We start from the raw sequence: 18,901 nt of genomic DNA, 5'->3' as shown, positions 1-18,901 counted from the left end.
TGCGGGGGCCGCCGTCTTTCAGCGGGTCGCGGACCGCACGGCGGCGTTCACGTCGAGGAAGCGCACTCCTTCGGCCGTGAGGCGTGTGCTGGCCAGCAGGCGGGATTTCGTCTCCTGCGAGCTCAGGGCGGGATTCGCGGCGCGCATCAGGGCGGCGGCGCCCGAGACGAGTGGGGCGGCGAAGCTCGTACCGGCCTGCAGGGTGTACCCGCTCCCCTGGTTCAGGACGAGCAGTTGCGTGGCGTTCGTCGCGCCGGGGCAGTTGCCGGCCCCACCGGGCGCGATCATGAACTGCGCGGCCTGTGCGGTCTGACCGGCCAGCGGGCGGGCGCTGTAGCACGCCAGGGTGTCCCCGCTGCCCGCCGCGCCGACCGCGATGACCTCTGGATGGCTGGCGGGGTAGTACAGGCCGTCCCCGGCAGTATTCCCCGCCGAGGCGACCAGAACGGCACTCTTCGCGGCGTCTGTGAGGGCCTTCGACAGCACGGGGTCAGGGTCGGTCGTGCCGGTCACGGCGATCCCGAGGCTCATGTTGATGACCAGCGCGCCGCCGCTGACCGCGTCCCGAACGGCCTGCGCGACCGTGCTGGTACTGGCGCCACTCGCGCCGATAACCTCCATCGGCGTGACCGATCCGGTCCAGGTGAGGCCCGCCAGGCCCTGCCCGTTGTTGGTCGTGGCGGCAATCAGGCCGGTCGTGGCGGTGCCGTGCCCACCATCGTCGGATGGACCGCCCGCAAGGTACGACCGCCCTGCCGAGAGGCGACCCTGCAGGTCCGGGTGCGCCTCGTTCACGAGTGAATCCAACACGGCGGTGCGGGCAGCGACGGGCGTCTTCCCGCAACTCTGCAGGAACGTCCAGGCCTGCGGGGCGTTCACGCGCGTCAGGTACGTCTGCTCGTACCGGGCGCCGCCCACGGTCACGCCCCCGTTGCCGGGCACGCCAGGGTCGTTCGGCACGGCCAGCGGAACGTAGAGGTAATCCGGCTGGATGACGGCTCCCTGCGCCTGCAGGCGGCCGGCGACGCTCGCCTCCGCGCCGGGCAGCGTGGTGACGACCGTCACGCCCGGCACGACCTCCTGCCCCGTCACGCCCAGCGTGGACAGGGCCGGTCCGCTGACGGCGCTGCTCACGAGCACCCGGCCCGGGACGTGAGGTCTGGACCAGTCGGCCGCGCCAGCCATCCACGCCGTCCCCCCCACGGGCGCTGCGGCAGGGGCGGGTTGCGCACTCAGGCTCTGCGTGCAGACCGGTCCCGGCGTCGGCGCGGGAGCTGGAGTCGGCTCGGGAACCGGCGTGATCGTCCCGCCGCCCCCACCTCCGCAGGCCGACAGCAGCAGCGATAGGGTCACGGCACACAGCACGGGCACAGGCAGACGCATGCTCCAGCGTATAAACCCGTGCCCTGACGTGGGTCTGAACGACCTCCATCAACCCTGAACGTCACACCCACCCGGCCGGATCAGTGAACGCGCACGCCCCGCGAGAGCGGCTGCTTCTGCACCCACTTCACGAACTTCTGCACCTCCTCCCGCTCACGGATGGCCTCCACGGTGTTCAACTCGTTCGCCAGCTGCGCGTTGCTGAACGTCTTCACCAGGAACCCCTGGCAGGCCGCGCACATCTTCACGGTGGGAATCTCGCCCAGTTTCACGCCCTGCCGCCGCCCCTGCGATTTGGGCACGAGGTGATGATCCGTCATGTCCCCCTCACGCCCGCACAGCACGCACGTATCCAGCGGTTGCGTCTGCGTGTCCTCAATCCAGCTCGCCTGCTCGCGTTCCTTACGACCCATGACGGCACCATAGCGCGGGCAGAACACCCGACCCGTACACTGAACGCATGACCAGTTCGCCCCTGAAGAAACTCAGCGAGGCCGAATACCTGAGCAGCGAACCGCTCAGCCCCCACCGCCGGGAGTACGTGGACGGCTTCGTGTACACCCTCCCCGCCGACGCCCCCACCGCGCAGGCCGGAGCGACCAGCCGACACGGTACGGTCGCCACGAACCTCGTCGCCGCCCTGCACGCCCCCGCGCGGCGCTTGGGCTGCCGCGTGTACGCCAGCGACATGCGCGTCCGCATCCCCACCCACGGCACCCGTTACTACTCTCCGGACATTCTGGTCACCTGCGAGGACATGCCGGACGACGCCCGACACGCGGTCGCCCCGTGCCTGATGTCGAGATTCTCAGCGACAGCACGCAGGACACCGACCGCCGCGAGAGACTCTGGGCGTACCAGCAACTCCCCAGCCTCCAGGGGTACCTGCTGGTGGACACAGGCACCCGCGCCGCCCGCCTCTACACCCGCACCGGCACCAGCTGGAGCGAGGACTACGTGGAAGGAGCGGGGACGCTGACGCTGCCGTGCGTGAACATCAGCGCGTCACTGAACGAGGTGTACGAGGGGACGAAAATTTAGCCTCGCGAACACATTTCAAAGAATGGCGAATCTTATACGCTATGCCAGTATAACCTGCTGAATCATTCTCCTTAATGGTTCGCAATGTAGATATTCCGATATCTGCCTTCCAGAGCTCAAGAGGCTGTGCAATTCAAATACAGCATTACTATCAAACTTTTTCCCGTTATCAATATTTATGATCGAATTATCCTGGAATAAAGATTCCACTTCAGAGTCTAATACGAACATTCCAGCAGACTCCAAAGCACTCCTGAAATGCTCAAAATGGTCACGATTGGTCGTGTTAGAATCTATCAAACTCTGAATCCCCTTTGCTTTGTAGAATTGTTCGGCATTACTGCGCTTCACGTGCGCCCTAAATTTCTGTATTCTGGAGAAAATTTTGTCACCAATAGGCTTTTCTAGCCTCTGCTTGAAAAATCCAGAAGGAACAGATTCAGCTGATCGATGAGCCTTTGCGCCATACACCAATCTATCCTCCGAGGCACCCCTCAGAAGATAATCGAAATCCGCCAAAATAAAGCACGGGATATCAAGCGAAAGCAAGAGTTTCGCAAATTCTGAAATTTGATCCTTCCCTTGAACAGAGACTATACTAATGTTGCTTGTATCTATTTTAGAAGGATAGTATAATTCAGAAACAGCACGTATCAAAAAAGCGTCGTATCCTTCACATATGATTACCTTATCAGCAAAGAATATTTCGCTCTGGTAGCTGTATATGAAAAGATTCTTGAAATCCTTGAACGAAACAATCTTAGCCTTTGTACCATTGCTCGTTCTTCGCGCCGAAATTATAGATGACGATACGTCAGCATCACTCACAAAATCAGTACTATGGGTAGTGATTATCGCTTGGCTGCCATTTTCTACAAATGATTGGATTTACTTTGATAGTGCCCTTCGCGCATGAGGATGAAGAAATAGTTCAGGCTCCTCAATACATAATATTGCTGACTTTTGGCCACTAGTCAAATCAATATATTTTTTAAACATGTTTATGACGAAACTACTTTGAAACCCAGCCCCTTTGTCATGCAGATCCGACTTATAGCCATCATCAACATATATCTTCAGCGATTTGTATACATCGTCATTCTTATCAACACTTAGTTGAAAATACAGGGACGACTCAGGAAAAACGTACGACATGTTTTCCTCAAATTCGCTTTTAACGCCAGAAAACATTTGACTCGCAATTTCATTAGCGTGAGAAAAAGCATTGTCTAAATCTTCAACCAAAGGATTGTCCCTTACCATCGACTTAATCATCTTCCCAAACCAGCTATAGCTAGTAAGCTTTAGCTGACTATTAGGATCGCGGAATGATGGCAATACAGCACTATTTATTAATTCGTTTCTAATTGCCGCTCTGAATGCCAAGTAATATTGACCTTCCGCATCACCTTGTACGAGCATCCTCATTTCTTTTTTCATTTCCCCGTTTTCATCAATAAAAGCATAGAAGATATATACTATCTTTTCACTCCTGTTGATTGTATTTTTATAAATTTCTTCGTTTGGCGTCATCCAAATCTTATTAGAGCTGCTTTCCTCGATTTGAGAAATTTCTTTCCATGCGCTTACCGGATCAGTCAACTGCATGATATTTAATCTTTTTTCCCGACGACCGTTATCTGGGTTTTGCACCCAGCTTCCATACATCGGAAGCATGCATATTTTAGGATCAAAACTATTAAAATCGATTGCCTCCATTGAATCCTTTTTCAGTTCACACCAAATAAACATTTCATTAGATCTGTAGAACTCACCTGTTTCTTTATCAATCCAATAATACAAGTCGTTCTGAGTGAAATTTTCATTTTTGTACGTTGGATTTCTCTCGCCCATTACCATATCAATTGCCTTGAAGATATTGGTTTTGCCCGCGTTATTCCTGCCAACTATTATGTTTCTACCTAAATTAAACCTGATATCCAAGTCTTTTACCGAACGGTAGTTGCGTATGTGCACTCTGCTTATTGATAACGATGTAAATACGAGCTGGTATGCTGGAGGTGTGGCCGAATGGCATCCATCCAAATACTCCCGGGCGCAGCTGGAGGAACGTCGACTGGCGGCGACCCCCTGGCTTCAAGGGGGCCAGCATTCACAGCAGGCGATTGCCGATCACTTCGGCGTGTCCGTACACACCGTCAGTAACTGGAAGAAACGTCTGAAGCGCACCGGCAGTCTCCAGGCAACGGTGACGACAGGACGCCCCTCGCGACTCACCGCCGCCCAGCTTGAACAGGTCCGCACCCTCCTGCGGGAGGGTGCGCTGCACCATGGCTTCCCTGACCCGACCTGGAGCACCAGACGAGTCGCAGACCTGATCGGGCGGCACTTCGACGTGTGGTACCACCCCGATCACGTCCGGAGAATGCTTCGGCAGCTGGGGTTTACGCCCCAGATGCCGGATGGACGGGCAGCAGAACGCAATGAACTCCGGATCGCGTCCTGGAAAGAACAGGTGGCTCCGGAGTTGGGAAAAAAAGGTCGCGCAGGGCGCCACCCTGGTGTACCTGGATGAGGTTGGCTTCTCGCTGAAAGGCGTGCGAAGACGAACGTGGTCGACCAGGGGCGTGACGCCCCTGGTCATACTCCCGGCCAACTGGGAAAAACTCTCGACGATCGGGGCGATCACTTCGGACGGTCGATTCTTCCAGCACACGAAGCCTGGGGCGATCCGGAGTGGGGACGTCACCCGGTTCTTCCAGCATCTGTTGCGCCATGTGCAGGGGAAGATCGTGGTGGTGCTGGACAACGCGGGCATTCACCGAGCGAAGGCAACCCAGGCGTTCGTGGAGCGCCACGAACGCCTGTCGCTGGTGTTTTTGCCGCCGTACGCTCCGGAATTGAATCCGATCGAGCTGGTGTGGGCGTACGTGAAGCGGAATGTGCTGGGGAACTTCTGTGCCCGCTCAGTGGGCATGCTGAAAGCGAAGCTGACGACGGCTTGGCAACGGGTTCGGCACATCGACCTGCCTCAGCATTTGATGGACTCAAACTTATGCCGTTATCAATAGATACATAAATTCAGTATGCGACGCGGCTCGTAGGAGCCACGCCGCATACTTGGCAGCAATTAGAGTTTTTACGCTTTGACTTCGTTGCTCTTGGCGAGGATGCCGCGCAGCACGGTCTGGAGGATGCCGCCGTTCTTGTAGTAGTCGATTTCGACGGGGGTGTCGATGCGGCACTGGACGGTGATGATACGGCTCTGGCCGTCCTTGGTGATGCGGACACTGACGTCCTGGCGGGGCTTGAGGTCGCCGGGGAGGAGCACGTCGAAGGTCTCGTCACCCTGGATACCCAGGCTCTCGGCGGTCTCGCCGTTCTTGTACTGCAGGGGCAGGACGCCCATGCCCACCAGGTTGCTGCGGTGGATGCGCTCGAAACTCTCGGCGATGACGGCCTTCACGCCCAGCAGGAAGGTGCCCTTGGCGGCCCAGTCGCGGCTGCTGCCCATGCCGTAGTCCTTGCCCGCGAAGATGACCAGGGGGATGTTGCTGGCCTTGTAGTTCACAGAGGCGTCGTAGATGGAGCTGACCTGTCCGGTGGTGTAGTCGGTGGTGAAGCCGCCTTCGGTGCCGGGGGCGAGCTGGTTCTTCAGGCGGATGTTGGCGAACGTGCCGCGCGTCATAATGCGGTCGTTGCCGCGGCGGCTGCCGTAGCTGTTGAAGTCCTTCGGCTGGATGCCGCGTTCGGTGAGGAACTTCCCGGCGGGGGTGTCGGCCTTGAAGCTCCCGGCGGGGCTGATGTGGTCGGTGGTGACGGAGTCGCCGACCTTCACCAGGGCGCGGGCGCCCTCGATGCTGACGATGTCGCTGGGGCCACCGGCGAGGTTGTCGAAGAAGGGCGGGTTCTGGATGTAGGTGCTGTCTTCTTTCCAGTCGTACAGCGCGCCCTCGGCGACGGGGATGGCGTTCCAGTCCTGGTTGCTCTTCTCGATGCCGTCGTAGACCTTCTTGAACATCTCGGCGTTGATGGCCTGGTCCATGACCTGCTGGATCTCGGCGGTGGTGGGCCACACGTCGCGCAGGTACACGCTCTGGCCGTCGGGGCCGGTGCCGATGGGGTCGTTCACGATGTCGTTCACGACGGTGCCGGCCAGGGCGTACGCGACGACCAGGGGCGGGGAGGCGAGGTAGTTGGCCTTGATGTGCGGGTTGACGCGGCCTTCGAAGTTGCGGTTGCCGGACAGAACGCTGGCGACGACGAGGTCACCTTCCTGGATGGCTTCCACGACGGGTTCGGGGAGGGGGCCGCTGTTGCCGATGCAGGTCATGCAGCCGTAGCCGACGGTGTTGAAGCCGATCTGGTCGAGGTAGCTCTGGAGCCCGGCGGCTTCGAGGTACTCGGTGACGACCCTTGAGCCGGGGGCGAGGCTGGTCTTGACCCAGGGCTTGCTCTTCAGGCCCAGCTGGGCGGCTTTCTTGGCGACCAGGCCCGCGGCGATGAGGACGCTGGGGTTGCTGGTGTTCGTGCAGCTGGTGATGCTGGCGAGGGTCACGGCGCCGTGGCCGATCTTGATGTCGGTGCCGCCGATGGTGCCCTGCGCGTCCAGCTTGTCAGCGGGCAGTTCGAAGCCGCGGGCCTTGACGGGCGCGGTGAGGGCCTCGTTGAACACGGTGTGCATGCCGGTCAGGTCCACGCGGTCCTGGGGACGCTTGGGGCCTGCGAGGCTGGGGACGATGGTGCCGAGGTCGAGTTCGATGGTGTCGGTGAAGACGGGATCGACGGTCTCGTCGGTGCGGTACATGCCCTGGGCCTTGTAGTACGCCTCGACCAGTTCGACTTCGGTGTCCAGGCGGCCGGTGCGGCGCAGGTAGCGCAGCGCCTCGTCGTCCACGGGGAAGAAGCCCATGGTGGCGCCGTATTCGGGGGCCATGTTGGCGATGGTGGCGCGGTCGGGGAGGGTCATGTTGCTCAGGCCCGCGCCGTAGAACTCGACGAACTTGCCCACGACGCCCTTGGCGCGCAGCATCTCGGTGACGCGCAGCGCGAGGTCGGTGGCGGTCGCGCCTTCGGGCATGGCGCCCGTGATCTTGAAGCCGATCACTTCGGGCATCAGCATGTAGATCGGCTGGCCCAGCATGACGGCCTCGGCCTCGATGCCGCCGACGCCCCAGCCGACGATGCCCAGGCCGTTGATCATGGTGGTATGAGAATCCGTGCCGACGAGGCTGTCGGGGTACACGACGACGCCGTCGTCCTCGGGACGACTCTGGACGCCCTTGGCGAGGTACTCCAGGTTGACCTGGTGCACGATGCCGCTGGCGGGGGGCACGACGCCGAAGTTGTCGAAGGCCTGCTGGCCCCAGCGGAGGAATTCGTAACGTTCGCGGTTGCGCTCGAATTCGAGGGCCATGTTGTTCGCCAGCGCGAAGTCGGTGCCGAACTCGTCGACCTGCACGCTGTGGTCGATAACGAGGTCCACGGGGATCAGCGGGTTGATCTTGCTGGGGTCACCGCCGAGCTTGACCATGGCGCTGCGCATGGCGGCGAGGTCCACGACGGCGGGCACGCCGGTGAAGTCCTGGAGGATCACGCGGGCGGGCTTGAAGGGAATCTCGACTTCCTCGTTGACGGGTTTCCACCCGGCGACGGTGGTGACGTCCTCGCGGCGGACGTCGTAGTCGTTCGCTTCGCGCAGGACGCTCTCGAGCAGCACCTTGATGCTGACGGGCAGGCGGGTGATGTCGTGGCCCTGCTCCTGAAGTTTGTTCAGGTTGTAGTAGTAGAGTTTCTGACCGCTTTGCGTGGTGAGGACGTCGCGCGTCCCGAACAGGTTCATCGCCATGCTTGGTTTCCTCCTTGCCCACAGGGGGCGGTTCTTCCATCATAAATGTTTCGTGTGTGGGCGGGCGTTACCCGTGCAGGCACGAACGCCCGCCAGCGTCACCCCGCCGGGGACAACGCGCGCCGGTCGGGGTCCCCTCCCCGGACACCGGGGCCGCCGCTCGCGCATACTTCAGGGCGTGACCGCTTCCCTCGCCCCCCACGAGTCCGCCCGCCTCTCCGCGCTGGAACAGACCGTCCGCGACGGCCTGCGTGACTTCCGCCGCACCGGACAGGCCCTCAGCGAGATCCGCGACAACGGCTTCTACCGCGCCTCCTACGAGTCCTTCGAGGCGTACCTGCAGGACCGCTGGGGCTTCACCGCCCCGCAGGCCGGACGCCTGATCGACGCATCCGACGTCGCGAAGGTCCTCGATCCGCTGGGCATCCAGCCGAAGAACGAGGCGCAGGCCCGCTCGTACCGCGCCGCCGCGAAGGTCATCGAGGAACTCGAACCCGAACAGCAGCGCGTCGTCGCCCGCCTCGTGGAGGCCGCCGCGCCGGACACCCAGCCTGAAATGGAAGGCGAGGACGATGTGCCCTGGGACGTCCCCGCCGCCGAGGTCCGCATCATGGCCAGCGTCGTGAAGAAGATGCAGCCCGACGCCCTGGTCCACCACCCGGACAGCGGCGACGAGGTGCCCTTCGACACCCTGAGCAACCCCGAACGCTTCGAGGTCATCCGCACCCACGTCGACCAGAAGACCCAGGCCTACCGCGAGAAGCAGGAGGCGAAGGCGAACGCCCCGCAGGCCGAGAAGATCAACTGGGCCGACTGGGTGCTGAACACCGCCGCGCAGAACCTCGGGCACGGGCAGCGCCTGGAGATCACCGTGGAACCCGACGGGAGCGGCGCCGCCCGCGCCGTCGCCCGCATCGTGGACGGGAGCACCGGCGAGGTCCTCTCCGCCGGGGGCGGCGCCGTCACCCTGAAGAAAGCCGTGCTGAACCTCGCCGCCGAACTGAAGTAACGCCGCGCGGAAGTGACCCGTATGCTGCGGGCATGTCCTCCACGCTGCTCACGGACCGGCCCGGTTTCACACCCATGATCGCGCGACTGGTCGGGATGATGACCTACACGCGCGAGACGACCCTGGAGGCCGTGCAGGGCTGGACAGTCGAGGAACTGGACCTGATTCCGGACGGTCACGCGAACAGCGCCGGGATGCTGCTGGCGCACATGGCGGCGGTGGAGCGTATCTACCAGCTGATCAGTGACGGTCACCCGGACCCGGACAGTGCGCTGGAGGCGCAGTACCGGCCGGGATTGAACCTCGGGGAGCAGGGCCGCGCGGAGCTCCGGGGGCGCCCGCTGCGGCACTACCTGGAGGAACTGACCCGGGTGCGCGCTGGAACGCTGGAGCTGCTGGGATCACGGGACGACGCGTGGCTGGACGAACCCCTCCCCTTCTGGGGGGGCACGGGCAACCGGCACTTCATGTGGTTCCACGTGTTCGAGGACGAGATCAACCACCGCGGCCAGCTGCGGCTGCTGCGGCGGCACCAGCCGGGGTTGCAGGGGCTGGGCCTGACGGGCGCGTGGCTGGAACCGCTCGCGGACGGTCGTGGGGTGCGCTGCCGCACGGTGTTCAAGGGCAGCCCGGCCGCGCAGGCGGGGTTGAAGACCGGGGATGAGATCGTCGCCATCGACGGGATGGACGTGCAGGGCGTCTACTTCCATGAGTTGCGGCTGGGGGCCGCGCCGGGTGTCAGCAGCACCTTCACGGTCCGGCGCGCTGACGGCACGCAGGACGTGACCGTCACGCGCGTGGCGCGGCCCGGCTGAGCGGCGGGGGGCACAGTGGTATTCACGCTCACGCGGTGGCCGACACGCTCCCACAGCGTCGCCGCGTGCCTCTGTCATACGGGACTAAAGTGATTCCACATCATTCGGAGTCGCCCGGCGGCCCCCTCACCCTTCCGTCGCTTCGCGCCTCCCTCCCTCTCCCACAGGGGGAGAGGGGACAACGGCACGTGATCACGTTGCAAGCAAGTCAATTTAATCCCGTATCAGAGGTGCCAGCCCTCCGGGCGTTCCTTGATGGGTTTGGCCGGGGCGCCGACAGCGGTGCAGTTGGCGGGGAGGGATTTCGTGACGACGGCGCCCGAGCCGACGATGGTCCAGGCACCGATCTCGACGCCCTGGTTCACGGTGGCGTTCGTGCCCAGGTCGGTGCCCTCGCCGATGGTGACGTTCCCGCTGATCACGGCGCTGGGGGCGATGGTCACGAAGTCGTGCAGGTGGTCGTCGTGGGCGACGGTGGCCATCCTGTTGATCAAGACGTGCTGTCCCAGGCGGTAGTCGGTGCTGGTGATGACGCCGGCGCAGATGACGGTGCCCTCGCCGATCTCGACACGGCGTCCGATCAGGGCGGTGGGGTGGATCAGCGTGGCGAACTTGGTGTGGCCGACGGCGCGGACGCGCTCCACCACGCGGCGGCGGACGGGTGGCGCGCCGATGGCGACAGTGACGTACACGTCTGGATTGGCTTGGAGCCATTCAACGTCACCCAAGACGGGCAGGTCGTGGACGGTCGTGCCATGGGCAGCAGCGTTGCTGTCCAGCCAGCCCATGATCTCCCAGGTGGGCGCTGCGGTGTTGATGTCTTCAATGAGTTCGTGGATCTCGCGGGCGTGTCCGCCAGTACCGACAATGACGACTCGCTTGATATGGAGCTTGTGCGTTGTCATGGCGGGATTGTAGGTCGGGGTGCCGGTGCGGCGGTCAGGATCGGGCCTCTTCAGCGGAGCAGGTCGAGGAGTTCGCCGACGGTGTGGTGCGCTTCGAGGGGGTGGCGCAGGGGGGTGCTGGGCTGGAGGCGGTAGGTGTTGCGGCGGCCCTGGCGTTCGCGGGTGAGGACGCCGGCGTCTTCGAGGTCGCGGACGATGCGTTGTACGGCGCGTTCGGTGATGCCGACGCGCGTGGCGACTTCGCGGAGGGTGTCGCCGGGGTGCCGCTGTAGGCACAGCAGGACGTGGGTGTGGTTGGTGAGGAAGGTCCACGGGGCGGGCGTGGTCATGGGTGGGTTGACCTTAGCACACAATATACGACATACTTTTCGCATATTAGATTTCGTCATTGGAGGAATCATGACTCAACCCACGCTGGACCCTGCCCACACCGCGACCCTCACCACTGTCGCCGTCGCCCATGGGGACGGCATCGGCCCGGAGATCATGGACGCCACCCTGCGGATCCTGGCCGCCGCCGGGGCGCGCATCCAGCCCGTCCCGATCCGTATCGGCGAGGCGGTGTACCGCGAGGGCCACACCAGCGGCTTCACGCCCGACACCTGGGACACCCTGCGCGCGGCGGGCATGCTCCTGAAAGCGCCCATCACCACCCCGCAGGGCGGCGGGTACAAGAGCGTGAACGTCACGCTGCGCAAGACGCTGGGCCTGTACGCGAACGTCCGCCCGTGCCGCGCCTACGCGCCGTTCGTGCCCAGCCACCACGCGGGCACGGACGTGGTCATCATCCGCGAGAACGAGGAGGACCTGTACGCCGGGATCGAGCACCGCCAGACGCGCGAGGTCGTGCAGTGCCTGAAGCTCGTCACGCGGGACGGCTGCGAGCGGATCGTGCGGTACGCCTTCGAGTACGCCCGCGCGCACGGGCGGCGCAGGGTGACGGCCCTGAGCAAGGACAACATCATGAAGCTCACGGACGGCCTGTTCCATCAGGTGTTCCGCGAGATCGGCGCCGAGTACCCGGACCTCGAACAGGAGCACCAGATCATCGACATCGGCACGGCACGGCTGGCGACCCGCCCGGAACGGTACGACGTGGTCGTGACCCTGAACCTGTACGGGGACATCATCAGTGACGTGGCGGCCGAGGTGACGGGCTCGGTGGGGCTGGCGGGCAGCGCGAACATCGGCCCGAGCTTCGCGCTGTTCGAGGCGATTCACGGCAGCGCGCCGGACATCGCCGGGCAGAACGTCGCCAACCCCGGCGGGCTGCTGCAGGCGGCGGTCATGATGCTGGGGCACCTGGGGCAGCACGACGTGGCGGTGCGGGTGCAGAACGCGTGGCTGCGCACCCTGGAGGACGGCGTGCACACCGCCGACATCGCGGGAGAACACACCCGTGAGCGGGTCGGGACGCGCGGGTTCGCGGACGCCGTGATCGCCCGGCTGGGGCAGGAGCCGCAGGTGCTGCCCGCCGCGCGCCGGGGACCGGGGCAGCTGCCCGCGCCCGCGCCGCAGCCGGGGCGCCGGGACGTGGTGAAGGCCCTGGTGGGCACGGACGTGTTCTTCGAGTGGGCCGAGGCGGACCGTGATCCGGCGGTGCTGGCGGCGCGGCTGGAGGCGCTGGCGACCGGGCGGCTGCGGCTGAACATGATCACGAACCGGGGGGTGAAGGTCTGGCCGGGCGGACAGCCGGAGACGTTCCTTGCGGATCACTGGCGCTGCCGCTTCCTGACCAATGGGGACGGGCCGGTGCGGCACGCGGACGTGGTGGCGCTGCTGACGGGCCTGCTGGGCAGCGGGCTGGATTTCATCAAGACCGAGCACCTGTACACCTTCGACGGGGTGCCGGGTTACTCGATGGGTCAGGGGCAGTAGCAGGCAGATCGTCTGACGGGGGGCCGCCCTCTTCCCGCGTGGGAGGGTGCGGCCCTCGCCTGTTCTGGGGCCGGGATTGCCGAGCATTCCGGTGGGTGTTCTGCGTTGAGTTCGGGAGGAGGGGGGAGTAGAATCCTCTTATTGAGAATCCTTCCTATTAAGGAGGGTCGTCCCTCTCCCCCACCCCGGAGGCTTCCCGTGACCACCCAGACCCTCACCACCCCGCGCGACCGCCGAGAGCCGCGCTTCACGATGTCGCCGGAGCTGCGCCGCGCCGTCACCCTGACCGCCCTGACCCTGGCTGGCCTGCTCGTGGGCCTGACCGGGCAGTACCTCCTGCACCTCCCGGCCGTGGGGTGGGCCGGGTACGTCACGGCGTTCCTGGCGGGCGGCATTCCCGCCGGGCGCGAGGCGCTGCACTCGCTGTTCGTGGACCGCAAGCTGGACGTGGACCTGCTGATGGTCCTGGCGGCCCTGGGCGCGGCGAGCATCGGGCAGGCGGCGGACGGCGCGATCCTGCTGTTCCTGTTCAGCCTCAGTAACACCCTGCAGGACTGGGCGATGGGCCGCACGTCCAGCGCCATCCAGGCCCTGATGAACCTGAACCCGGAAGGTGCGACCGTCCGCCGGGACGGCGTGGAGAAATGGTGTGAACTGGGCGAGATCCGCATCGGGGACCTGCTGGTCGTGCGGCCCGGCGAGCGGGTCGCCGCCGACGCGCGGGTCGTCCGGGGGCAGACGAGCGTGGACGAGAGTCCTATCACGGGTGAGAGCGTCCCGGTGGACAAGGTCCCTGGCGCGGAGCTGGCGTCCGGCACCGTGAACCTGAACGGCAGCGTGGAGGCCGAAGTGATCCGCCTGGCAGGCGAGAGCACCCTGGCGCGGCTGGTGGGCCTGATGGAGCAGGCGCAGACGCAGAAGAGCCGCACCGAGAGCCTGACCGAACGCTGGGAGAGCCCGTACGCGATGATCGTGCTGGCCCTCGTGCCCGCCGTGTACGCCCTGCTGCGCTTCGGGTTCGGTCTGAGCGTGGACGACGCGTGGTACCGCGCGATGACGTTCATGGTGGTCGCCAGCCCCTGCGCCGTGGTGATCAGCACGCCCGCCGTGATGCTCTCGGCCATGGCAGCCGCCGCGCGCGCCGGGGTGCTGTTCAAGAGCAGCGCCGCGCTGGACGCCCTGGCGGGCGTGCAGACCGTCGCGTTCGACAAGACCGGCACGCTGACGCAGGCGCGCATGACCCTGACGGCTGTGCACGCCGGGGACGAGGGCCAGGCGCTGGCGCTGGCCGCCGGACTGGAGGCGCACAGCGAGCACCCCATCGCGCAGGCCATCGTCACCGCCGCCGGGGAACGCAGTGTGACCCCGCTGACCGTCACGGACGCGCAGGCAATTCCCGGCCACGGCATCGAGGCCCACCTGCCGGACGGGCAGGTCGCGTGGGCGGGGAACGTCCGCCTCGCGGACCGGCAGGGCGCCACGCTGGACGCCACGCAGCAGGCGGCCCTGAGTGACCTGGGCGCGCACGGCAGCAGCAGCGTCATCGTCGGCGTCGGCCCGCGCGTAACCGGCGTGATGGGCGTCGCCGACGCCCTGCGGCCCGACATCCGCGCCGCGCTGGACGCCCTGAAGGCCAGCGGCGTCGCCCACCGCGTCATGCTGACCGGCGACCGCGAGGAGGTCGCCCGCAGCGTGGCCGCCGAGGTGGGCCTGAGTGAGTTCCGCGCGGGGCTGCTGCCCGAGGACAAGCTGCGCCTGATCGGCGAGCTGCCCGGCCCGGTCGCCATGGTCGGGGACGGCGTGAACGACGCGCCCGCCCTGGCCCGCGCCGACCTGGGCGTCGCAGTCGCGTCCGGCACCGACGTCGCCATCGAGAGCGCGGACGTGGTCCTCATGCAGAACGACCTCGGGAAACTGGCGGGCGCGGTGCGGCTGGCCCGCGACGCGCGGCGCACCGTGATCACGAACCTCGCCTTCGCGTTCGGGGTGATCCTGATCGTCGCGCCTCTCGCCGTGGCGGGCAAGGTCCCGCTGCCGCTGGGCGTCCTGGCGCACGAGGGCGGCACGGTGTTCGTGGTGTTCATGGGCCTGCGCCTGCTGCGCCGCCGGGTATAGGCCAGAGAGCGGTATGCGGGGCGCGGAGGATGGACTCCAGCCTGCGTGTTCAGGAGCCGGAACAGCTCGCGGCGGGCCTGGAGGCGACCTTCGGCGGGGAAGGCGAGGGCGAGGGCCGCTGAGCCCGGCCGGGCCGCGCCGTAAGGTCTCGTGAACGCGGCCCCCACCCGGTGCCCGCCTGCGGGGGCCTACGCTGGGCGGCGACACACTTCAGTTCAGGTGCTCCGTGCAGGCGGGGCGGGAGGCCACGATATGGGAGAAGGCAGACCGAACGGCGAGGCGAACGCGAACGTCTCACAGGACACCATCAACGACCAGGCGCAGTGGAATACCGGCACGCCCAAGAACGCCGGGGACGCCGCCACCGAGGGCCAGTACACCGGCGTCAGCGACGCGAACGCCCATGCGGGGGACATCACGTCGCAGGCGCAGCAGGTGAGTCTGACCACCGACCCCCGGTCGGACGCGCAGGGCGGCACGGATGTGAACCCCACCTCGTTCGGGAGCATGCAGGGCGGACTGCCCGCCAGCGGAGCGACGACCGACCCCGACACGAAGGCGGACAGCGACAAGGCCTGAACCCCTACACGAAAGCGCCCACCCGCCGTCAGGGGTGGGCGCTTCCCTTGAAACCTCGGCGTTACTTCTTGGGCGCGTCGATGGTCTTGCTGGCCTTGGCGGGCCGGGCGGGGGCCTTCTCGACCTTCTGGCCGATGGTGGCGGTTTCCTTCTCGACCTGCTTGTTGATCAGGATCTGCTGCCCGATGCCGATCAGGGTGGACAGGATGATGTAGATCGTCACGCCCGCCGGGAAGGTCAGCGCGAAGTACAGGAAGATCAGGTAGATGAACGCCTGCTGGCGGAACATCTCCGGGGTCTTGCGGGTCATGACGTACAGCTGGCCGATGTTCACGATCAGGTACACGAGGGCCAGCAGGTAGAACGGGTCCGGAATGGCGAGGTCCGGCAGCCACAGGAAGCCGCTGTCGAACTCGAAGTTGCGGATCGTGGACCACAGCGCGATCAGCACCGGGAACGGAATGAACGTGGAGAAGCACCCGGCCGGGTTGAAGTTGTAGTCCTTGTACAGCTGGGCCATCTCGGCCTGCATGGCCCGCTGGGAGTCCATGTCCTTGCGGTCCCTGTACTTCTCCTGGATTTCCTTGATCTTGGGCTGCATGACCTGCATGCGGGCGGTGGTGCGGCCCTGCGCCTGCATCAGGGGCCACATGATGGCGCGCAGCAGGATCGTCAGGACGACCAGCACCAGCCCCCAGTTGCCGATCAGCTTGTACAGCTGCTCCATGAGTTTCACGATCAGCAGGCTGATCTGACCGAAGAAGTTCGGTTTGAACAGGCCGGGCAGGTCGGTGTAGCCGCTCTGGTACAGATGAATCAGTTCGTTCTTGCCGCCGTAGACTTCCAGATTGCTGCTGGCGGGCACGGACGCCGTGATCAGGCCCTGGCTGCCGCCTGTCAGCGTGGTGTTCACCTGCGTGCCGCCCTGCGGGAGGATCATCAAGGCGTGTGCGGCCTGTCCTGGACCGAATGCCGATCCACCGACTTCCTGAAGCGCGGCGTACTGGATGTTGTCGACACTCAGGGTACCGCTGCCCTGCACGGCGGCGGGCTGCGCGCCACCCTGCGTGTAGGCCTGCACGCGCGGGTTATCGGCCTTGCCCAGACCCGGGAACAGGATGTTCACGCGTTCGGAGCCGCCCGTCACCTCAGTCTTCAGGTCGACCTTGAAGTTCCGGGGGTGCAGGGTGACGGTCTTCGTGACGGTCGCGCCGCCCTGCGTGTAGCGGAACACGGCGTCCTGGCGGTTGGCCTTCAGGTCGGTGGTCAGGCCGGTCGGGGTGCTGGTCTCGGCCGGCTGCGCGGGATCGAGCCCGGCGGCCTTGTCCTCGACGGCCAGGGCCTTGCGCCCGGCGACCATGTTCACGATGCCCTTCTGGTTGGTCAGGGCGCTGAAGTCGTAGGTGCCGTCGGCCCGCTTCTTGATGTAGGGGGTTCCGGCGTAGCCCTTGACGTACCAGCCGATGACCTCGCCACGCGCGTTGAACACCACGTCCTGGAGGTTGCTCGTGGCGATGTACTCGTCGCCGGGCTGGCCGTCGAAGTCGGCCTTGATCCATTCGGGGGTGATGGCCTTGCCGAAGGTGGGGAGCGGGCCGGTCTGACCGCAGCCGCTGAGCAGCAACATGCCGCCCAGGGCGGCGATTGGAAGCAGGTGTCGTGTCTTCATGGGTTTCGGGGTTGCCTCTTGGGGAAGTGCTCGGGGACCGGGTCGAACCCGCCGGGCACCAGGGGATTGCAGCGCATGATGCGCCACGTGGCCAGCCAGCCGCCCTTCACGGCGCCGTGCCGCTCGATGGCCTGCGCGGCGTACTCCGAGCAGGTCGGGGTGAAGCGGCAGGTGGGCGCGGGCTTCCGGGGCGAGAGGTGCTGCTGGTAGGAACGGACGGCCCGGACCATCAGTTTGCGGGGCGCGTTCACGCGTGTTCCCCCTGCGGGTCGGGTTCCGGTGAGTCTAGCGCGGGCTGGGGGGCGGCTGGGGGCACGGGGGCAGGTACGCGCCGCCCGCCGCCCGGGTTCCCGCCGACTCCGCCTTTTCCGCTGCTGCCGCCCTTGCCACCCCGGCCGCCGCGCGTGGGGGCGCGCTTCAGGGCGCGTTCCAGCGCCGCCTGGAGATCCGTGAACGGCACCGTCAGGATGGCGGGGTTGGGGAGCAGGATGGCGCGGCAGGCGGGGAGACCGCCGGGCAGGGTGCGCAGGGCTTCGCGGGCGCGGCGACGGGCGCGGTTGCGGTCCACGGCCTTTTTCAGGGTCTTCTTGCTCACCACGATGCCGATGATCGCGCGTGGCTGCCACGCCTCCCTGTGGCGGGGGCGGTACTCGGTGACGCGCAGTGTGAACAGCGGATCGCGGATCGCCTGCCCGTGGGCGCGAACCTTACGGAAGTCGCGGTCGCCCCGTAATGAGTCCAGCGCCACCGGACGGCGGGGCCGATCCTGGGTGGCGCTGGGAGGGTCTGACTGTGCGATGAGGGCCGCTCCGGAGAGCTTACTCGTCGGCGACGGTGAGCTGGTGACGGCCCTTGGCGCGGCGACGCGCGAGGATGTTACGGCCGGACTTGGTCTTCATGCGGGCGCGGAAGCCGTGGGTCTTGGCGCGCTTGCGGTTGTTGGGCTGGTAGGTACGCTTCATGGTGCTCTCCTCTTCTTCTCGCGGAGCCGCTGGCCTGCTGGCCGGGCGCGCAGCGTCACGCGGGAACGCCTCCCTCGGGAGGCAAACTCCGGGAGTGTAGCATGGCTGCTGCCCGCAGGGCAAAGGGCAGATGAGGCAGCGTGCCCGTCACCCGACTTCTAAGCTGACCGCATGCCCAGCACCGAGGTGGCGACCTCTCACCCGGCCGATCCGTCCGCGCCCGAGCGGGGGGCAGGACGGCACGCCGTGCCTACCGCAGCCCCTCCTCCAGCACCCCCTGTCCGGATCCCGAGTCCTGCGGCGCCCTACGGTGTCTCCCGGGTGGCCATGCCGGACCGCTGGACGCTCCTGCTGGGCGGCGCGGTGCTGTTCGCGGCGGCGTTCACGTTGATGCCGGCCCTGTTCCCGCAGCCGCGTGTGCCGACCGTGACCCGCGTGGCGCTGCCTGCGGCGACCTCGCCTGCGCCCACCACGCCAGAGGCGCCGGTCTACCCCACCACGACCAGCATCACGCCGCTGATCTCCGGGCGGGTGAACCTGAATTCGGCCAGCCTGGAGCAGCTTGAAGCCCTGCCGAGGGTCGGCCCGGCACTGGCCTCAAGGATCGTGGCGGGGCGGCCCTACCGCTCGCTGGCGGACCTGGACCGCGTGAAGGGCGTCGGGCCAGCGGCGCTGAAGGCCCTGGGGCCGCTGGTGTCGTTCTGAACGCGCCCCGGCCCAGAGCGGGCAGCCTGCC

The 18,901-nt window shown here is 65.4% G+C and carries 18 protein-coding genes and 1 pseudogene; 8 read left to right on the top strand and 11 right to left on the bottom strand.

Translation table 11 applies throughout. The features are described 5' to 3' along the window. Nucleotides 1–18: 18 nt before the first annotated feature. Complete coding sequence (locus SY84_RS13980; protein WP_046844510.1) at nt 19–1,383, bottom strand: S8 family peptidase; 1,365 nt, start codon at nt 1,381–1,383, stop codon at nt 19–21. A gap of 80 nt (nt 1,384–1,463) precedes the next feature. Beyond that, the gene (locus tag SY84_RS13975; RefSeq protein ID WP_046844509.1) at nt 1,464–1,796 is read right to left on the bottom strand and encodes a hypothetical protein; all 333 of its coding nucleotides are present in this window, start codon (nt 1,794–1,796) and stop codon (nt 1,464–1,466) included. Between the two features lie 47 nt (nt 1,797–1,843). Here SY84_RS13975 and SY84_RS17070 point away from each other — a divergent pair. Continuing rightward, nucleotides 1,844–2,424, top strand: a pseudogene (locus SY84_RS17070) (Uma2 family endonuclease). 39 nt (nt 2,425–2,463) lie between these two features. Here SY84_RS17070 and SY84_RS16575 read toward each other — a convergent pair. Both SY84_RS16575 and SY84_RS16340 read right to left on the bottom strand, forming a co-directional pair. Continuing rightward, entirely contained in the window at nt 2,464–3,252 is a 789-nt protein-coding gene (locus SY84_RS16575; protein WP_157883003.1) for a TOPRIM nucleotidyl transferase/hydrolase domain-containing protein, read from the bottom strand. Between the two features lie 60 nt (nt 3,253–3,312). After that, nucleotides 3,313–4,401, bottom strand: a complete 1,089-nt coding sequence (locus SY84_RS16340) for an ATP-dependent nuclease (RefSeq protein ID WP_157883002.1) — start codon at nt 4,399–4,401, stop codon at nt 3,313–3,315. A 46-nt stretch (nt 4,402–4,447) separates the two neighbouring features. Here SY84_RS16340 and SY84_RS16820 point away from each other — a divergent pair. Next, nucleotides 4,448–5,456, top strand: a protein-coding gene (locus SY84_RS16820; RefSeq protein ID WP_211117116.1) for an IS630 family transposase whose coding sequence is annotated in 2 segments (ribosomal slippage) — nt 4,448–4,915 and nt 4,917–5,456 — 1,008 coding nt in all. Because the reading frame shifts where the segments join, the coding sequence is not laid out codon by codon here. 68 nt (nt 5,457–5,524) lie between these two features. On the opposite strand, the gene acnA is transcribed toward SY84_RS16820, so the two are convergent. Next, entirely contained in the window at nt 5,525–8,233 is a 2,709-nt protein-coding gene (acnA, locus tag SY84_RS13960) for an aconitate hydratase AcnA (protein ID WP_046844507.1), read from the bottom strand. A 178-nt stretch (nt 8,234–8,411) separates the two neighbouring features. On the opposite strand from acnA, the gene SY84_RS13955 reads away from it, so the two are divergent. Next, a complete protein-coding gene (locus SY84_RS13955; protein WP_162200799.1) occupies nt 8,412–9,242 on the top strand; it encodes a hypothetical protein in 831 nt (276 codons plus the stop codon). A 32-nt stretch (nt 9,243–9,274) separates the two neighbouring features. After that, nucleotides 9,275–10,057 carry a DUF664 domain-containing protein gene (locus SY84_RS16815; protein ID WP_052751181.1) on the top strand — a complete coding sequence of 261 codons (783 nt, stop codon included), beginning with the start codon at nt 9,275–9,277 and terminating at the stop codon, nt 10,055–10,057. Between the two features lie 224 nt (nt 10,058–10,281). Here SY84_RS16815 and SY84_RS13945 read toward each other — a convergent pair whose 3' ends face one another. Together SY84_RS13945 and SY84_RS13940 are read right to left on the bottom strand one after the other, a co-directional pair. Beyond that, a complete protein-coding gene (locus SY84_RS13945) occupies nt 10,282–10,962 on the bottom strand; it encodes an acetyltransferase (RefSeq protein WP_052751180.1) in 681 nt (226 codons plus the stop codon). A 50-nt stretch (nt 10,963–11,012) separates the two neighbouring features. After that, nucleotides 11,013–11,291: a helix-turn-helix transcriptional regulator gene (locus SY84_RS13940; RefSeq protein ID WP_046844506.1), complete on the bottom strand. Its 279-nt coding sequence runs from the start codon at nt 11,289–11,291 to the stop codon at nt 11,013–11,015. A gap of 70 nt (nt 11,292–11,361) precedes the next feature. Between SY84_RS13940 and SY84_RS13935 the strand changes: the two genes are divergently transcribed. The 3 genes from SY84_RS13935 to SY84_RS13925 all read left to right on the top strand — a co-directional run bounded on the left by SY84_RS13935 (nt 11,362) and on the right by SY84_RS13925 (nt 15,534). Then, nucleotides 11,362–12,840: an NADP-dependent isocitrate dehydrogenase gene (locus tag SY84_RS13935; protein WP_046844505.1), complete on the top strand. Its 1,479-nt coding sequence runs from the start codon at nt 11,362–11,364 to the stop codon at nt 12,838–12,840. Nucleotides 12,841–13,038: 198 nt separating this feature from the next. After that, entirely contained in the window at nt 13,039–14,955 is a 1,917-nt protein-coding gene (locus SY84_RS13930) for a heavy metal translocating P-type ATPase (protein ID WP_052751179.1), read from the top strand. A 252-nt stretch (nt 14,956–15,207) separates the two neighbouring features. Continuing rightward, entirely contained in the window at nt 15,208–15,534 is a 327-nt protein-coding gene (locus tag SY84_RS13925; protein WP_046844504.1) for a hypothetical protein, read from the top strand. A 61-nt stretch (nt 15,535–15,595) separates the two neighbouring features. Here the strand turns inward: SY84_RS13925 and yidC are convergent, their stop codons facing one another. The 4 genes from yidC to rpmH form a co-directional block, all read right to left on the bottom strand. Beyond that, nucleotides 15,596–17,203: a YidC/Oxa1 family membrane protein insertase gene (gene yidC, locus SY84_RS13920; protein WP_046844503.1), complete on the bottom strand. Its 1,608-nt coding sequence runs from the start codon at nt 17,201–17,203 to the stop codon at nt 15,596–15,598. Next, entirely contained in the window at nt 17,200–17,433 is a 234-nt protein-coding gene (yidD, locus tag SY84_RS13915; RefSeq protein ID WP_046845263.1) for a membrane protein insertion efficiency factor YidD, read from the bottom strand. The genes yidC and yidD overlap by 4 nt, the downstream gene beginning before the upstream one ends. Before the next feature lie 17 nt (nt 17,434–17,450). Further along, nucleotides 17,451–17,951: a ribonuclease P protein component gene (gene rnpA, locus SY84_RS13910; RefSeq protein ID WP_046844502.1), complete on the bottom strand. Its 501-nt coding sequence runs from the start codon at nt 17,949–17,951 to the stop codon at nt 17,451–17,453. Between the two features lie 70 nt (nt 17,952–18,021). Further along, nucleotides 18,022–18,165 (bottom strand): 50S ribosomal protein L34, encoded by a 144-nt coding sequence (gene rpmH / locus SY84_RS13905; protein ID WP_046844501.1) that lies wholly within the window; start codon nt 18,163–18,165, stop codon nt 18,022–18,024. A gap of 327 nt (nt 18,166–18,492) precedes the next feature. On the opposite strand from rpmH, the gene SY84_RS13900 reads away from it, so the two are divergent. Further along, complete coding sequence (locus tag SY84_RS13900; protein WP_046845262.1) at nt 18,493–18,870, top strand: ComEA family DNA-binding protein; 378 nt, start codon at nt 18,493–18,495, stop codon at nt 18,868–18,870. Nucleotides 18,871–18,901 lie beyond the last annotated feature (31 nt).

The sequence above is a fragment of the Deinococcus soli (ex Cha et al. 2016) genome, assembly GCF_001007995.1.
Lineage (GTDB): Bacteria > Deinococcota > Deinococci > Deinococcales > Deinococcaceae > Deinococcus > Deinococcus soli.
Note: the sequence above shows the minus strand (reverse complement) of the source record. Positions and strands in the feature narration are given on the sequence as shown.

Coding starts and splice junctions, on each gene's coding strand:
- SY84_RS13980 (WP_046844510.1), bottom strand. CDS start 1,383: ATGCGTCTGCCTGTGCCCGTGCTGTGTGCCGTGACCCTATCGCTGCTG.
- SY84_RS13975 (WP_046844509.1), bottom strand. CDS start 1,796: ATGGGTCGTAAGGAACGCGAGCAGGCGAGCTGGATTGAGGACACGCAG.
- acnA (WP_046844507.1), bottom strand. CDS start 8,233: ATGGCGATGAACCTGTTCGGGACGCGCGACGTCCTCACCACGCAAAGC.
- SY84_RS16815 (WP_052751181.1), top strand. CDS start 9,275: ATGTCCTCCACGCTGCTCACGGACCGGCCCGGTTTCACACCCATGATC.
- SY84_RS13945 (WP_052751180.1), bottom strand. CDS start 10,962: ATGACAACGCACAAGCTCCATATCAAGCGAGTCGTCATTGTCGGTACT.
- SY84_RS13940 (WP_046844506.1), bottom strand. CDS start 11,291: ATGACCACGCCCGCCCCGTGGACCTTCCTCACCAACCACACCCACGTC.
- SY84_RS13935 (WP_046844505.1), top strand. CDS start 11,362: ATGACTCAACCCACGCTGGACCCTGCCCACACCGCGACCCTCACCACT.
- SY84_RS13925 (WP_046844504.1), top strand. CDS start 15,208: ATGGGAGAAGGCAGACCGAACGGCGAGGCGAACGCGAACGTCTCACAG.
- yidC (WP_046844503.1), bottom strand. CDS start 17,203: ATGAAGACACGACACCTGCTTCCAATCGCCGCCCTGGGCGGCATGTTG.
- yidD (WP_046845263.1), bottom strand. CDS start 17,433: ATGGTCCGGGCCGTCCGTTCCTACCAGCAGCACCTCTCGCCCCGGAAG.
- rpmH (WP_046844501.1), bottom strand. CDS start 18,165: ATGAAGCGTACCTACCAGCCCAACAACCGCAAGCGCGCCAAGACCCAC.
- SY84_RS13900 (WP_046845262.1), top strand. CDS start 18,493: ATGCCGGACCGCTGGACGCTCCTGCTGGGCGGCGCGGTGCTGTTCGCG.